The organism is Sphingomonas faeni, from assembly GCF_024273235.1.
GTDB lineage: Bacteria > Pseudomonadota > Alphaproteobacteria > Sphingomonadales > Sphingomonadaceae > Sphingomonas > Sphingomonas faeni_A.
Genome location: NZ_JANBVH010000005.1, coordinates 51,099 through 65,808, shown reverse-complemented (window position 1 = coordinate 65,808; position 14,710 = coordinate 51,099). Strand labels below are relative to the sequence as shown.

General features: G+C 66.6%; 14 protein-coding genes. 8 read left to right on the top strand and 6 right to left on the bottom strand.

All coding sequences use genetic code 11. From position 1 onward, the window contains the following. Window positions 1-25: 25 nt before the first annotated feature. From NLI89_RS03835 to NLI89_RS03820, 4 genes are read right to left on the bottom strand one after another with little or no spacing between them, the layout of a single operon-like run. Window positions 26-1,603 (bottom strand): sensor histidine kinase, encoded by a 1,578-nt coding sequence (locus NLI89_RS03835; RefSeq protein ID WP_254685811.1) that lies wholly within the window; start codon window positions 1,601-1,603, stop codon window positions 26-28. After that, entirely contained in the window at window positions 1,603-2,310 is a 708-nt protein-coding gene (locus NLI89_RS03830) for a response regulator transcription factor (RefSeq protein WP_254685810.1), read from the bottom strand. Before NLI89_RS03830 ends, NLI89_RS03835 begins: the two co-directional genes overlap by 1 nt. Window positions 2,311-2,321: 11 nt before the next feature. Beyond that, a complete protein-coding gene (locus tag NLI89_RS03825; protein ID WP_254685899.1) occupies window positions 2,322-3,485 on the bottom strand; it encodes a DUF4153 domain-containing protein in 1,164 nt (387 codons plus the stop codon). Beyond that, complete coding sequence (locus tag NLI89_RS03820) at window positions 3,485-3,925, bottom strand: hypothetical protein (RefSeq protein ID WP_254685809.1); 441 nt, start codon at window positions 3,923-3,925, stop codon at window positions 3,485-3,487. The genes NLI89_RS03825 and NLI89_RS03820 overlap by 1 nt, the downstream gene beginning before the upstream one ends. Before the next feature lie 300 nt (window positions 3,926-4,225). Between NLI89_RS03820 and NLI89_RS03815 the strand changes: the two genes are divergently transcribed. The 3 genes from NLI89_RS03815 to NLI89_RS03805 are packed head-to-tail and all read left to right on the top strand — an operon-like array spanning window position 4,226 to window position 7,309. Then, window positions 4,226-4,846 carry an OB-fold-containig protein gene (locus NLI89_RS03815; protein WP_254685808.1) on the top strand — a complete coding sequence of 207 codons (621 nt, stop codon included), beginning with the start codon at window positions 4,226-4,228 and terminating at the stop codon, window positions 4,844-4,846. Window positions 4,847-4,872: 26 nt separating this feature from the next. Next, window positions 4,873-6,609, top strand: coding sequence for a flotillin family protein (locus tag NLI89_RS03810; protein WP_254685807.1), 1,737 nt, complete (start codon window positions 4,873-4,875; stop codon window positions 6,607-6,609). 4 nt (window positions 6,610-6,613) lie between these two features. Continuing rightward, window positions 6,614-7,309 (top strand): phytanoyl-CoA dioxygenase family protein, encoded by a 696-nt coding sequence (locus tag NLI89_RS03805; RefSeq protein ID WP_254685806.1) that lies wholly within the window; start codon window positions 6,614-6,616, stop codon window positions 7,307-7,309. A 7-nt stretch (window positions 7,310-7,316) separates the two neighbouring features. Here the strand turns inward: NLI89_RS03805 and NLI89_RS03800 are convergent, their stop codons facing one another. After that, on the bottom strand, window positions 7,317-7,766 hold the full coding sequence (locus NLI89_RS03800) for a MarR family winged helix-turn-helix transcriptional regulator (protein ID WP_254685805.1): 450 nt from the start codon (window positions 7,764-7,766) through the stop codon (window positions 7,317-7,319). 120 nt (window positions 7,767-7,886) lie between these two features. Between NLI89_RS03800 and NLI89_RS03795 the strand changes: the two genes are divergently transcribed. The 4 genes from NLI89_RS03795 to NLI89_RS03780 all read left to right on the top strand — a co-directional run bounded on the left by NLI89_RS03795 (window position 7,887) and on the right by NLI89_RS03780 (window position 10,653). Then, window positions 7,887-8,312, top strand: a complete 426-nt coding sequence (locus NLI89_RS03795; protein WP_254685804.1) for an organic hydroperoxide resistance protein — start codon at window positions 7,887-7,889, stop codon at window positions 8,310-8,312. A 206-nt stretch (window positions 8,313-8,518) separates the two neighbouring features. Then, window positions 8,519-9,505, top strand: coding sequence for a hypothetical protein (locus tag NLI89_RS03790; protein WP_254685803.1), 987 nt, complete (start codon window positions 8,519-8,521; stop codon window positions 9,503-9,505). A 195-nt stretch (window positions 9,506-9,700) separates the two neighbouring features. Then, window positions 9,701-9,997: a hypothetical protein gene (locus NLI89_RS03785; RefSeq protein WP_254685802.1), complete on the top strand. Its 297-nt coding sequence runs from the start codon at window positions 9,701-9,703 to the stop codon at window positions 9,995-9,997. 104 nt (window positions 9,998-10,101) lie between these two features. Further along, window positions 10,102-10,653, top strand: a complete 552-nt coding sequence (locus NLI89_RS03780) for a glycine zipper 2TM domain-containing protein (protein WP_254685801.1) — start codon at window positions 10,102-10,104, stop codon at window positions 10,651-10,653. Window positions 10,654-10,792: 139 nt separating this feature from the next. On the opposite strand, the gene NLI89_RS03775 is transcribed toward NLI89_RS03780, so the two are convergent. Beyond that, window positions 10,793-12,919, bottom strand: coding sequence for a prolyl oligopeptidase family serine peptidase (locus tag NLI89_RS03775; RefSeq protein WP_439144469.1), 2,127 nt, complete (start codon window positions 12,917-12,919; stop codon window positions 10,793-10,795). Between the two features lie 125 nt (window positions 12,920-13,044). Here NLI89_RS03775 and NLI89_RS03770 point away from each other — a divergent pair, with 125 nt between their 5' ends. Then, complete coding sequence (locus NLI89_RS03770) at window positions 13,045-14,439, top strand: MFS transporter (protein WP_254685898.1); 1,395 nt, start codon at window positions 13,045-13,047, stop codon at window positions 14,437-14,439. Window positions 14,440-14,710: the final 271 nt, after the last annotated feature.

Here is a 14,710-nt window from a genome sequence, read left to right as displayed (position 1 = left end):
TGAACCTAATTGCGCTCGTCATATACTAATGCGCCAACGGAAGACGGATAACAAAGGCAGTTATCTCGCTATCTGAAATAGCCAAACTGCCCTTTTGAGCTTCAATCAGAGAACGGGATATTGCGAGCCCGAGGCCGGTGCCACCTGTATCTCGCTTCGTTGTGAAGAAAGGCTCGAACAGCCGCTCTCGATCGGCGAGTGGAACGCCGGGCCCGTCGTCATTCACGCGCACTTCCAATTGAGTATCCGTGGTCGACAACTGGATCGTCACGGATCGGGCACCAGCCTGCTTGCTGTTTTCCAGAAGCGTCGCGAGTACGGCTTCCAAAGTCGTTGCTGGTACAGTTACGATTGGCAGGACGGCTAAGCCAACGATTTCGATCGAGAAACCGGCCGTTCGCGAAGCATCTGCAACCCGCGCGACGACCCGGGCGGCATCGGTTCTTTCTTCACCCGGCTCAGCCATGTCGGCGCGCGCGAGATCGAGCAGCCGCGTCACCAGCAACGCGAGACGGCGGGCATCCGCATCGGCGTTGGCGAGGAAACGACGTCGATCCTCCGGCGCCATGTCAGGGTGATCCTGAAGCAATTCCACCGCACCGCGGATGCCGGCGAGCGGGGTCTTGAACTCGTGGCTGACCGCGTGAGCAAAGTCGCGGAGATAGCGCGAACGACGCTCGATCGCCGCCGCCATCACCGCGAAATCGTCGTAGAGGCCCTGGATCTCGATCGCCGCGGTCGGTGGCGGATCGGGGACACGACCGCGTCCGCTTGCGACTGCGCGCGTCGCCGCGCCGAGTTGCTCGATCGGGCGCGTGACGCCTCGGGAAATGACGCCGCTCAGCACCACGAGCAGCCCGAAGATCGCAGCGATGCCCAGCGCTATCTTGCCGCGGTCTTCATACAATCCCCGGAACAGGGCACGGGCGGAACGCGACAACAGGAGCACGCCGACCACGCGGTCGCCGACGACGATCGGACGCGCGTGATGGACACGGATCGCCGCGGCGCGGGACAGCCATTCGAAACGATAAGTCGCGCGGTATGCGCCGTTGCGACGGAGCATAGTCGTGGCGCGCCCAGTAAATGCAGCGGCAACTTCGGGGAGTGCGGCGTAGCTGCCGACGGCCGAACTCCCGGCGACGATGCTGCCGTTGCGATCGAGGAGGATGATCGAGGCCAGCGTGGTGGACCGCGTCGCCTCCATGATGGGCGAAAGTCGCGTGGCGGCGGCCACTGCATCGGGGAATGGTCTCGCGCCGGCCGCAGCCGGTGGCCGCTCCGCGCGGATCGGCGTCGTGCTGAGGTCGATGCCGGATGCGGGCGCCTGCACGCTATAGGGGTTGTCCCCGCCTGAAACCTCGCGAGGCGCAACCCGACCGAGCGGTGCGGCAGGCCAGAGCGCCGCCGCGGTCGCGGACAGCGCCGCTCCCTGCGCGACCAGTTCCGCCCCGGTCTGGCGAACGAGCGTGTTCTCGTAGACACGCAGGAACACCGCGCCGAACCCGGGTAGCGCGGCGACCAGGAACAATGTCGCAAACAGGATCGTCCGCAATCGCAACCGGGGCCAGTGGCGTTTCGCCCAGTCCTTGACCCTGCCCATTATGCGCCCGTGCACGATCCGAGACGATAGCCGATCCCTGCCCGCGTCTCGATCAAGTCGTCGGCGCCCGCTTTTGCGAACTTGCCGCGCAGGTTGCGGATATGGCTGTCGATCGTGCGGTCCGTGACCGCGAAACCGGGGCCGTGCAGCCGGTCGATGATCGCGTCGCGGCTGAATACCCGACCCGGCATCGACGCGAGCAGCCGCAGGATCTGGAACTCGGTAACGGTCAGCGCGATCTCGACCTCGCCCCAGAGCGCGCGCCAGCCTTCCAGGTCGAGCCGCAACCGACCGTGCGACAGATCGCGCCCGTCCTCGGTGTTCGGTGCCCGCGCGGACGTGCGGCGCAGGATCGCCATCACCCGCGCTACCACCTCGCGCGGCGAAAACGGCTTCACAACATAGTCGTCGGCGCCGAGTTCGATGCCGAGCACCCGGTCGATCTCGTCGTCGCGGCTCGACAGGAAAAGGATCGGTATGTCCGCCCCGCCCTCTCCACCGCGGAGGCGCCGGCACACCTCCAGCCCGTCCATCCGCGGCATGTTGATGTCGAGCACCACAAGGTCGGGCACGTGCGTCGCAACGAGCGCCAGCGCGGCTTCGCCGTCCGCCGCCTCGATCGCGCCGAGCCCGGCCTTGTCGAACGCGAACACGAGCAGCTGGCGGATATGAGGATCGTCATCGACGACCAGAATGGTGCGGGGCATCGGGCACAGGATCATTGTTGCGCGCCCGGCGTCAACGGCTTTGGTGATGGCGTTGGGCGTGAATGTGGCGGCGGTGCAGGCATCTGCGGCGCAGGAGTCGGTAGCGGCGCCGACGGCTCCTCGACCATTGGGGGCGGCAGGATCAGCCCGTCGCAGCTTCGTCCATCCGGCGCCGATCGCAAACGCGGCGCCTTGCCACCGACCATCGCGCGCACCGTCGTAAGGCGCCTCGCGTCGCGCGGCGTCCAGAGATGCCAATCGGCCTGCGCGTTTGCCGTTTCGATCTGATTTTCCCACCGCAGATACGTCAGGCGTTCGCGCAGTCGCGGGTCCCGCGCGTACTGCTCCAGCACTGCCAGCGACACCAGCGACGACGACCCGAGTTGCGCCATGTAACACAGGTCGAGCGGCGGTCCCGCCTTGCCCTTGGCAAGCACCGTACGCACGTTCCACGCCGCCGCCGTCGCGCCGAGATCGGCGATGCTGGCCATCATGAGCACGGCCGTCGCCGCCAGCCCATTGGCGTTGATCAGCCACGCGGCGGACTTCCCCGCTAGCAGCTGCCAGCCGATCAACGCCAGTCCCGTGGCGACCAGGCCCATCCATGCGAGCGCGGACAGTCGCAGTACCGTCATCCCGTAGGCGTCGACATAATCGAGCGTTCGCAATGCACTCGACGCGACCAGCAGCAGGTTCTGCACAATCCAGACCGTCACCAGGCGTCGCACCAGCGGGCTCGCCGCGGCTGCACTGCCCGGACGTAATGCCAGCAGCACGAACACCGCGGCAAGCAATGCGGTCACGATCAACGAATACGCGCCACGGTGCGCATAGTCCGCCATCGTCACGCCGGATGGCAGTCCCGCGCCGCTCCACAGGAACACGATGTCGAGCATATTCTCGACCGCGAAAATCGTATTGAACGTCACGAGCGACAGGATCAGCGTCGCGACCCCTGGCTCAAACACCGTACCGATCGAGCGATCGCCGGAACGCGATGGTCCCGTCGTGTAAGGACTTGGCCGCAAGCTTGCCCAGATCGCGACCAACACGCAGAGCCCGAACAGCGTGCGCCACGTCGTCGCCCACAGATCCGGCAGCACGATTTGCGAAAACGCCCGGCCGATCAGCGGGTTGGCGCTCGCGAACTGCCCAAGGAACGTCGCGCCGCCCATCAAGGGCAACGCGACGACAGCCCCGATCGCGCGGATGGCCCTCGACGCTGGCGGACCATCGACAGCCGCGCAGCGTCCTTAAACGGCGCAACGACGGCAGACATCGCGTGCCAGCCGAGCCTGCGCGCCCAAGCGAGAGCATCGTCGAACCTGTGCCGCGGCAGGAGTGCGGCAAGCGAGACAGCCGTCCAGAACAGAACCCAGCCGAGGAAGCTCGGATCGTCGACGAGCACCGCCGCCAATCCGGCGCCGGCAAACAACGCCAGTCGCGCCGATCCGTCGTTCCAGATCCCCCGTCGCGTCAGCAACAGGGCGGTGATCCAGGCGAACGCGAACCCACCAACAACCGCGCCATTGCCGTCGTCGATCAATATCTCCGCCAGGACGATCAGCGCCAGGGCAGCGCCGATCTTGGCCATCAGTCTTCCATTACGGTTCATCTTCGCGCTCCCCGATTGTCGAGGACAGCTTTGCCGCGCTCCCGTGAGCGTCGGATCGCGAGGTCCGTGTGCGGTCCGTTCGCTTGTCGTGCAGATCCTGTGCAGAGGATGAATCCAAACCCGGCCGGTTTCCCTCGCCCCGCGTTGCGAACGCCTCGGGGTCGGGCTAGCCTCGGTCTGGGGGTATCGATGCATGGCGTGCAAAGACCGGATCGGCCGGCGTTTCGTAACGAAGCGTTGTTGTCTGTCCGCTACCCGTTCGCCGATGCAGAACCAGAGTCCTCACCAGCGCCACGGCCCATGTTCGCGATCTTCCTGACGCCCGCCTATGCGCCGTTCGCGATCGCGTTCGTCATCATGATCGGGATCGGGCTGATCGAGGCGATCGGCCTTGGGTTCGGCCATCTCGATCTCCACGCGGACGTTCATGCCGAAGCGGATGGCGGCAGCGTGCTCGACTGGCTCGGCCTCGGCCATGAACTACCGATCCTGATCTGGCTCACCTCGTTGCTCGGCTGCTTCACGCTTTCAGGGATTGCCATTCAGCAGGGCGCGACAGCATTGATCGGCGGCCCGCTGCACTGGAGCCTCGCCTCGGGTGGCGCGCTGATAGCCGGCAGCCTGCTCAACACGCTCGCCGCCAACGGCCTCGCCCGGATCATGCCCGGTTTCGAGACCAGCGTGATCTCGACCGACGACTTTCTCCGCCGCCGCGGCACCATCCTCGAAGGCACCGCCCGCAGAGGATCGCCGGCCCGCGCGAAAATCGTCGACCAGCACGGCCAGGCGCATTTCATCATGGTCGAACCGCATGACGACACCGACGCGATCGCCGCCGGCGAAACCGCGCTGATCGTCCGCCGCGACGGCAAACTCTTCTACGCGCTGCCCGAAGCCAACGCGCTCCTGCAGTCGATCTGACCACAATCATCACCGGGGAGGGTTTCATGCCCGCACAGCTTCTGAACGTCCTGATCTACGCCGGCATCGTGCTGTTCGCACTGGTGGTGATCGGCATCATCCTGACCCGGCTCTACCGCCGCGCGACCAAGGACGTGGCGCTGATCCGAACCGGCTTCGGCGGCGAAAAGGTCGTGCTCAACGGCGGCATCATGGTCATCCCGGTGCTCCACGAGCTGATGCAGGTCCGCCTGACCACCGTGAAGCTGGAGGTGTCGCGCCTCAACAAGGATGCGCTGATCACGCTCGACAAGCTGCGCGTCGACGTCGTCGGGCTGTTCCACATCAAGGTGAAGCCCGACGCGGAGTCGATCGCCGCCGCCGCGCAGACGCTCGGCGATTCGGTCAACAGCCCCGACGCGGTGAAGTCGCTGCTCGACGGCAAGCTCGTGTCCGCGCTGCGCTCGGTTGCTGCGACGATGACGATGGAGCACCTCCACGCCAACCGCGCCGACTTCATCCAGAAGGTGCAGGAGGCGCTGATGACCGATCTGGACATGAACGGCTTCCAGCTCGAATCCGTCAGCATCACGCATTTCGACCAGACCGCGTTCGAGCATTTCAACGAGAACAACGCGTTCGATGCCGAGGGGCTGACCGTGCTCACGCGGACGATCGAGGAGCGCAAGAAGATCCGCAACGACATCGTCGCGACCAACCGCGTCGAGATCGAGCAGCGGAACCTCGACGCGAACAACCAGTCGCTCGAGATCGCGCAGGCCGCGGAACAGGCGCGCCTGACCCAGGAGCAGACGCTGTCGGCCCGCCGCGCAGAACAGGCCACCGCGATCGCCACCGCTGAAGCTGAGCAGACCCGCCTCGCGGAGATCGCGCGGATCACCGCCACCCAGGCGCAGACCGTCGCGCAGACCGAGGCCGACAAGGTGATCCAGACCGCCACCATTGCCCGCGACGGTGCGATCCAGACCGCGACGATCGAGCGCGACCGCACCATCGAGATCGCGCGCATCACGACCGCCGTGCAGACCGCGCAGAAGTCCGAGGAGGAATCGACCGCCACCGCCGCCGCCAACGAAGCGCGCGCACTCGCCGTCCGGGCGGAGGAAAGCGTCGCCACGGCCAAGGCGACCGAAATCGCTAACCGCAACAAGAACGTCGCGGTGATCGCCGCCACCCAACGCGCGCAGGAAGAGGCTGTCGGCATCACCGTCGCCGCGACCGCCGAGAAGGAAGCCGCGGAGGCCCGCGCGAGTGCCCTGCGCACCGAGGCGACTGCCGAAGCCGATGCCGAGAAGGCGCGAGCGGAAGGTCGCGAGGCGGCGTTCAAGGTCGATGCGGCAGGTCAGGCATCGCTCAACGAGGCGACCAACCTCCTGAGCGACGCGCAGACCGCGTTGCTGATCCGCCGCGCGATGCTCGAAGCCCTGCCCGCGATCATCGCCGCAGCGAGCAAGCCGATGGAGAACATCGACAAGATCAGCATCCTCGATGCCCGAGGGCTACACGGTGACGGCGGCAGCGATGGCGCGTCCGGCGGCGGTCAGGGCAATCTCGCCGATGCCGCGGTGGCGGCCGCGATGCGCTACCGCGTCGGTGGCCCGCTGATCGATGGCCTGATGGCGGAACTCGGCATGACCGGCAGTTCGTTGAACGGCATGCTCGCCGGAAGCAGCACGGATGCAGCGCCTGCCCGAACCACCTCCACCGATGCCCACAAACAGCCCGCTGCACTCAACGGCGGATCGGGCAACCCGCCGGCCTGATCGGATGACCCCGAAGACCCAGCCCCTGGATACCGATCTGCGCTTCGAAGAAGACGGCGCGCAGATCTTTGCGGGTGCCTTGGATACCGCCGCATGCCTTTCGATCGAACAGGCGATCGCAGACCTACCCAGCGACGTCCCGGGCGTGAGGATCGGGTCCGCGCCTGTCCTGCGCGCCATGCTCGCGGTGGACGGTCCCATTGGCAGCATTGCCGCATCGGCGTTGGGCCCCGATGCGCACGCCGTTCGAGCCGTGCTGTTCGACAAGACGGCAGCGCGGAACTGGGCGCTCGGCTGGCATCAGGACCGCACGATCGTCGTCGAGCAGCGTGCCGACGCCGACGGGTTCGGTCCCTGGACGGTGAAAGCCGGCCTGATCCAGGTCGAACCGCCCTTCGCCATTCTGGAGCGGATGGTCACGATCCGCGTGCACATCGACCCGATCGACGCGACGAATGCCCCGCTTCGCATCGTGCCCGGATCTCACCGGCTCGGCCGCCTACCGGAAGCGAGTATCAAGCACGTCGTCGAGGACCGCGGCGAGCGCGCGTGCCTTGCGAACCGCGGCGATGTCTGGCTCTACGCGACGCCGATCGTCCACGGCTCTCGCGCCGCAGATCCTCCCCGTCGCCGACGCGTGCTCCAGGTCGATTATGCCGCCGTCGACCTGCCTGAACCGCTCCGCTGGCACGGACTGTAAACGCCGCTCACCCCGCCAGCGCACGGCGGAGCGCCGCGACTTCGGCATTGAGCGACGCCAGCCGGGCCGGCGTCATCCCCGAGCGCTCGACGATCAGCGGCCCGAGGCATCCCGTCTCCGCCCAGCGCGCCCTGCCCGTCTCGGTCAGGCGCACACGCACCTCGCGTTCGTCGGCCGGATTGCGGATTCGGGTGGCGAGCCCGGCCGCTTCGAGCCGCTTCGCCAGCGGCGTGATCGTGCTCGGCTCGAGCGCGAGCCGTTCGGCGATCGCACCGATCGAGCGGCCGTCCTCCGCCTCGTTCAAAGTCTGGAGCACGAGGAACTGCGGATAGGTGATGCCGAGGCGATCGAGCACCGGCTTGTACGCGCGATTGATCGCGATCGTCGCGGCGTAGAGCGAAAAGCAGAGCTGCTCGTCGAGCGGCAGGGGACCGTCGAGCGGCAGGGGGTCGGACACGGCAAGGCTCCTTCTGCAACTCCCTTACCACGAAAATACTTATCGCGGCAAACTTTCTTCTGGACATAGCCAGTACGCGCACCTAGATATTTATCGCGATAAACAATATGGAGATACAGCATGTCCGTCGACGTCAAATACACCACCGAAGCCACCGCGACCGGCGGTCGTGATGGTCACGCCCGCTCGCAGGATGGCCGCATCGACGTCGCGTTGTCGACGCCGAAGGCACTGGGCGGCGCCGGCGGCGACGGCAGCAACCCCGAGCAGCTGTTCGCGGCCGGCTATTCCGCCTGCTTCATCGGCGCATTGAAGGTGGCCGGCCAGCAGCTGAAGATGAAGGTGCCCGCCGACGTCGCGGTCACGGCGAAGGTCGGCATCGGCCCCCGCACGGAAGGCGGCTTCGGTATCACGGCCGATCTGACCGTCTCGCTGCCGGGTCTGGAACGCGATCAGGCGCAGCAACTGGTCGATGCCGCGCATCAGATCTGCCCCTATTCGAATGCGACCCGCGGCAATGTCGACGTCGGCCTGACGCTCGCCTGAGACACCGTGTACGCAGCGGGCGGCGATCCACGCCGCCCGCTGCGCTCGCCCTCCCGATCCAGCTGCAATCGCCCGGTGACGGGCAGCCGGTGACGGGCAGGCGCCACATCATAGATCGACAAGCGATCCTTCTCCCCCGCCCGATCGATTGACGACCGCGTGAAAACGGCGCGAACCCCGCGGACGAATATTCCGGGGGGACTATCATGGACTACATCATCGATCGCCAGCCAGTTGGCGAGCGGATCGGCAATGCGCTCGATCGCGTGGAGATCATCTACCTGCGTATCCTGCGCGCGAGCGTGCTGGTGGTGGCGACCATCCTGATCATCGTCGCGATCGGCTATGCGGGCATCAACCTCGCCAAGGTCATGCGGTCGCCGGCATCGGTCGTCGAAGCCCCCGCGACCGTGGCGGCCGCGGACCTGATCCCCGCGGACGGCAAGAGCGTGGTCGACACCAGCGCGAAGGATCGCGAAGACCAGCTTAATCTTCAACGTCGCAGCTATTACGACGCCTTCGCCAAACGCTATTTCGCGCTGTACCAGCGGAGCTTCGCGCCGTTCAAGCGTGCCGACGACAAGGCGTTGTCGCTCGGTGAATTCGACGACCTGACGATCGACTCCGCCGGGCGGCTGGATGCCATCCGCCGCGGCGATCTCGATTTCACGCGCGACAAGGCCGATCTGGCGGCGCTGCTCACGACTATGGGGAACGCCGCGAAGGATCCCCGGACCGTCGGCCGCCTGAACCGGTACAAGACGGCGACGAAGTCGCGCATCGCGACCCAGGTCCGACGGACGCGAACCGAAACGCGACGGGGGTGGGATATGTATGCGACCACCTGCACGGCCTGGTACGAGCCGCCGATCGGCTGCCCCGCGACCCGGCGTGTCGAAATCCCGTACATGGAGAAAGTGTACGAGATGCGCTTTCCGACCGACGTCGAGGCGCCTGGGAAAGTGTTCAAGGGCTATCAGGATCGCTTCTTCACGGTCCTGAACGAACGCCGCTCCAGCAATGCGGCCACCGCGGAATCCGAGCGCAACACGATCGTTGCCGGCCAGTATCAGGGGCGGACCGGCTTGGTCACGGCGCTGGCGATCGGCGGCGGGTTCGTGATCCTGATGTTCTTCTTTCTCCTGATCGCGATCGAGCGGCATCAACGCCGTCTTACCGCCGCAGTCCGGTAGTCGCCGGCGATCTCGTCAAGGCGAATTGAGGCAGGAAAGCCCGTGATGTCATGGCGTAAGATCGTGGCATCACCGCGTGAATCGATGCCGGGCGCAGCGAACCTGTACGGGAGCCGACAACCCCGTTCAGGAACGATGTCTCTCGATATCCGTATCAACGGCGCATCCCGATTGTCGGGTTCGAGAGGACATCTCATGAAGTTTACGCATCTCATCGCCGCCGGGTTGGCCTTCGCGACACTCGGCCTCGGTGCCGCCGCCCCCGCAGAAGCGCAGCGCGATCGCGGGCACAGCCAGCAGTACCGGGATAACGACCACCGGGGTGACCACCGCGGCGATCGCCGTGATTTCCGCCGCAACGATCATCGTGGCGATCGCCATGACGACCGGCGCTATCGCGGTCGCGGCAATGATCGTCGCAACTGGAACAACAACAATCGCCGTTGCCGCACCGAATGGCGCAACCATCGTCGCGTGCAGATCTGCCGCTGATGCAAGCCGATCCGGCGCGTAGTATGATGCGCCGGCACCAGGCGGGCGGTGGCATGACGCCGCCGCCCGTCCCTGCATGTGAACCTTTGACGAGGATTTGGATCATGAAGCGTTTCTTCGGTACGGCTGCGGTGATTGCGGCGACGTGCCTGTCCGTTGCCACGCCCGCGCTCGCGCAGTCGCAGGCCGACGATGCGCGGTTCGCGGCGGCGCAGGCGCGGCTCGACAGCGAGTTGCAGATCTTCCGCACGGAATTCGATCGCTACCAGTCGGTGCGCGGCAACCGCGGCGGCTATGCGCCACAGGGCGGCTATCGCACCGCGCCGGATCGCAGCGGCGACTATCAGGAGGCCTATCCGGACGAGCGCGACGAGGGCAATTACGACCCCTCGCGCTATTACCGCGCCGGCCCGAACTATCAGGAGCGCGTGCTGGCGACCAACGACCGCGTCTATGCGGGTCAGGATGGCCGCTATTACTGCAAGCGCAACGACGGCACGACCGGGCTGATCATCGGTGCAGCCGGCGGCGGCATTCTCGGCAACGTGATCGATGGCGGCCGTTCGCGGATCGTCGGCTCGCTGCTGGGCGCGGCCGCGGGTGGTCTCGCGGGGCGCGCGGTGGAGCAGAGCAACAACCAGGTCCGCTGCCGCTGATGGCTTGATCCTCCCCCGCAAGGGGGAGGTGGCAGGCGCAGCCTGACGGAGGGGGAGGAACGCGCCAACTTTGGTTTCCGTGTCCTCCCCCTCCGTCGCCTTCGGCGCCACCCCCCCTGGCGGGGGAGGATCGCAGCTTTTACTTCGCCGGGCTCAGCAGCTTCTGCGCGAAATACGTCATCTGCAGCGCCTGCAACCGGGCACCCTGCTCGATATCCGCATCGCCCGAATGGCCGCCCGCAGTATCCTCGTAGAACAGATACGGCAGCCCGTATTCCTTCAGCCGCGCGGCGAACTTGCGCGCATGCTGCGGCCCGACGCGGTCATCCTTGGTGGTCGTCCAGATATACGGCTCCGGATACGCGACGCCCTTCCTAATGTTCTGATACGGCGAGATCGTCTCGAGGAACGCCTTCTCCTCCGGCACCGTCACCGAGCCATATTCGTCGACCCACGACGCGCCTGCCGCGATCTGCTCATAGCGGATCATGTCGAGCAGCGGCACCTGGATCACCACCGCCTTCCACAAGTCCGGATGTTGGTTGAACTCGACGCCCATCAGCAGCCCGCCGTTCGAACCGCCATAGATGCCGAGCTTCTCCGGGCTCGTCAGCTTCCGCGCGATCAGGTCCTGCCCGACCGCGGCGAAATCGTCGTAGATCACCTGCCGCTTGGTCTTGCGCCCGGCATCATGCCATTTCGGCCCGAACTCGCCGCCGCCGCGGATATTGGCAAGCACGAAGCTGCCGCCGCGCTCGATCCACAGCTTGCCCGTCACCCCCGAATAATAGGGCGTCATCGACGATTCGAACCCGCCATAGGCGGTCATGATCGTCGGCGTCGTCCCGTCGAGCGCCACGCCCTTCCGGTGAACGACGAAATACGGAATTTTGGTCCCATCCTTCGAGGTCGCCTCGAACTGCTCGACCTCCGCGTTCGACGCATCGAACTTGGCGGGCAGCGCCTTGACCTGCTTCGGCACGCCCGCCGGCCCCGCATCGAGCGACCAGAGCGTCGTCGGCTGGAGGAAGCTCGTCACCTGCACGAACAGCGCATTGCTGCGATCGGTCGTGCTCGCCACGTCGACCGAGGCGTTGTCGGGCAGCGCCACCGCCCGCGACGTCCAGCCGTTATCGGCATGCGTGAACACCACCGCGCGGCCGCGGACATTGTCATAGACGCTCGCCACGACATGATCGCGCGTCACCGAAACGCCGTCGACCGATTGCCGCGCGGTCGGCGCGAACACCAGCGTCGGCGTGAACCGCCCCTTGCGCACCTCGGCCAGCGGCGCCGACGCGATCGCGCCCGCCGGGATCTGGCCCCACGCCTCGCTGGTCGAGAAGATCACCTGTCCGTCGACCATGCCCGCCGGAAACACGCGCGCCGGGACGTCGAGCTTCACCAGGCCGGCCGGCTTGATCCCGCTCCCCGTCACGACATGCTTTTCGCCGCCGAAGAAGGTCTGGCGGCGCTGGATCATCACCACGCGGTTGCCCTGCCCGTCGGTCATCACGTCGGCATAGGTGCCGAGCTGGTCCGACGCCTCGCCGCGGAAGATCTCGCGCGCGGCGGTCAGCGGCTGGTCGCGCTTCACCTCCTTGACGACGAACGGATAGCCCGATGCGGTCATCGATCCCGCTCCCCAGTCGCGCGACACCATCAGCGTGTCGGCGTCGATCCACGTCGCGCCCTGCTTCGACGTCGGCAGCACGAAGCCGCCGGTGACGAACTGCCCCGCCTTCAGGTCGAACTCACGGTAGGTGACGGCGTCCTCGCCGCCCTCCGACAGCGCGACCAGGCACAGCCGCTCCTCGGGCGGCAAGCAGGACGCGCCCTTCCACACCCATTTCTTGCCCTCGGCCTTGCTCAGCGCATCGAGATCAAGCGTGGTCGTCCACGCCGGGTCCGCCTGCGCGTACCCCGCCTCGCTGGTCCACCGCCAGATGCCCTGCGGATGCTCGGCATCGCGCCAGAAATTATAGATCCGCCCGAACAGCTGGTTCGGCATCGGGATGCGATCCTTCGCCGACGCGATCGCCAGCGCCTCGGCATAAAAGGTCTTGTAGCGCGGATCGTTCTGGAGCCGCGGGAGCGTCTTGGCATTCTCCGCCTCGACCCAGGCCAATGGGCCTGCGCCGTCCTTGTCCTCGAGCCAGAGATACGGGTCGGCGGCGGTGTTCGTTTTGGTCATCGGTGCGACTTGGGCAATGGCCGACGTACCCGCAAGCATCACTGCTGCCGCCGAAAAGCAAAAACCACGCATACCCAACTCCTTGCCGTCACCCCGGACTTGTTCCGGGGTCCACCGATCCGCATAACAAATCGCGTCGATTGTGCGGCACGGTGGTCCCCGGAACAAGTCCGGGGTGACGAAGCGAGTTGAAGAAAATGCAGGATGGCCTGCCCAAGCCCCGCCGCTTCGTTGCCATCGCGGCGATCTCCGCGGGTACCGCGCTGACGATCATCGACGGCGGCATCGCCACCGTCGCGCTGCCGACGATCGCTCGCGACCTCGACGTCGGCAACAGCGCGGTGGTGACCGTGGTCACCGTGTACCAGCTGATCCTCGCAATGGCGCTGCTCCCCTTCTCTGGGCTCGGCGACCGGATCGGGCTGAAGCGGATGTATCAGTACGGCCAGCTGCTGTTCACGGTCGCGACCCTGCTGTGTTTCTTCGCGAAGAGCCTGCCCTTCCTGCTCGTCGTCCGCGCCGCGCAGGCCCTCGGTGCGGCGGCGGCGCTGAGCGTCTCGTCGGCGCTGATCCGCTCGATCTATCCCGCCAAGCAGCTTGGCCGCGGGCTCGGGATCAACTCGGTCGTCGTCTCCAGTTCGGCGGCCCTCGCACCGACGATCGGCGGGCTCGTGCTCGCCATCGCGCCATGGCCGTGGGTGTTCGCCAGCGCGGTGCCGTTCGCGATCGCCAGCCTCGTGCTCGGCCGCGCGCTCCCCGAACCGCAACGCCGTGACGAGCCGTTCGACGTACTCGGCGCAGTCATGTGCGCGGCGATGATCGGTCTCGTCATCGGTGGTGCGGAGAGCGCGGTCCACGGCGACAGCCCGATCGTCTCCGCCGCAATCGTTGCGACCGGCGCGGTGATCGGCTGGTTCTTCGTGAAGCGCGAACAGGGCGAGACCAAGCCGATCCTGCCGATCGATCTGCTCGCTAGGCCGGTGCTCGCGCTATCGGCGATCGGGGCGTACACCGCGTTCATCGCGCAGATGACGCTGTTGCTGTCGACCCCGTTCCGCCTGACGCACGCTTATGGGTTCAGCGCGGCGGAGGTCGGCGCCGCGATCGCGCCATGGCCGCTCGCGAACATGGTCGTCGCGCCGCTCTCCGGCTGGTTGTCGGATCGCTATCCGGCGGGTCTGCTCGGCGGGATCGGCATGGGGGTGTCGATCTGCGCGCTGCTGCTGATCGCGTACATGCCGGCGGATCCGGGGTATTTCGACATCGCGTGGCGGATGGCGCTGTGCGGGTCGGGGTTCGGGATGTTCATGGCGCCGAATGCGCGGTTGATCATCGGGAGTGCGCCGCGGGAGCGGGCGGCGGCGGCTGGCGGGCTTGTCTCGACGGTGCGGCTGGTGGGCCAGACCACCGGCGCGACGTTGGTGGCGGCGTTGCTGGCGATGGGCGTGGGCGCGGGCATGACGCCGCCGCTCGTGGCCGCCGGCCTCGCGCTCGTCGCAGGTCTATGCAGCCTGAGCCGCCTCCGCCCCTCGATCCGCAACCCGCCGACCGAGGAAACGCAGGACGTGCAGCCGGCCTCCCAAGCAAGGTGACCTTCTCCCTCTCCCCTCCGGGGAGAGGGTCGGGGTGAGGGGCAGCCCAGCAGCGCACCGCCCGGAACAGCCCCTCACCCCAGCCCTCTCCCCGGAAGGGGGAGAGGGAGCAGCAAGAAGAAGAATGTTCACTCGCGAAGGCGGGTGCCCAGACTGGGTCCCCGCCTTCGCGGGGACGCATGCTGTTGCCTGTGACCGCCGTACCAAACGCCACCTCCCCGGCGGAGGCCGGGGCCCAGTTGGAATGGCCGGCGTAACGGTGGACCGCGCT

Bases quoted from the DNA above. Each gene is read 5' to 3' on its own strand.
- NLI89_RS03780 (WP_254685801.1), top strand. From the start codon at position 10,102: ATGAAGCGTTTCTTCGGTACGGCTGCGGTGATTGCGGCGACGTGCCTG.
- NLI89_RS03830 (WP_254685810.1), bottom strand. From the start codon at position 2,310: ATGCCCCGCACCATTCTGGTCGTCGATGACGATCCTCATATCCGCCAG.
- NLI89_RS03790 (WP_254685803.1), top strand. From the start codon at position 8,519: ATGGACTACATCATCGATCGCCAGCCAGTTGGCGAGCGGATCGGCAAT.
- NLI89_RS03795 (WP_254685804.1), top strand. From the start codon at position 7,887: ATGTCCGTCGACGTCAAATACACCACCGAAGCCACCGCGACCGGCGGT.
- NLI89_RS03775 (WP_439144469.1), bottom strand. From the start codon at position 12,919: ATGCGTGGTTTTTGCTTTTCGGCGGCAGCAGTGATGCTTGCGGGTACG.
- NLI89_RS03815 (WP_254685808.1), top strand. From the start codon at position 4,226: ATGTTCGCGATCTTCCTGACGCCCGCCTATGCGCCGTTCGCGATCGCG.
- NLI89_RS03805 (WP_254685806.1), top strand. From the start codon at position 6,614: ATGACCCCGAAGACCCAGCCCCTGGATACCGATCTGCGCTTCGAAGAA.
- NLI89_RS03785 (WP_254685802.1), top strand. From the start codon at position 9,701: ATGAAGTTTACGCATCTCATCGCCGCCGGGTTGGCCTTCGCGACACTC.
- NLI89_RS03770 (WP_254685898.1), top strand. From the start codon at position 13,045: ATGCAGGATGGCCTGCCCAAGCCCCGCCGCTTCGTTGCCATCGCGGCG.
- NLI89_RS03820 (WP_254685809.1), bottom strand. From the start codon at position 3,925: ATGAACCGTAATGGAAGACTGATGGCCAAGATCGGCGCTGCCCTGGCG.
- NLI89_RS03835 (WP_254685811.1), bottom strand. From the start codon at position 1,603: ATGGGCAGGGTCAAGGACTGGGCGAAACGCCACTGGCCCCGGTTGCGA.
- NLI89_RS03825 (WP_254685899.1), bottom strand. From the start codon at position 3,485: ATGGGCGGCGCGACGTTCCTTGGGCAGTTCGCGAGCGCCAACCCGCTG.
- NLI89_RS03810 (WP_254685807.1), top strand. From the start codon at position 4,873: ATGCCCGCACAGCTTCTGAACGTCCTGATCTACGCCGGCATCGTGCTG.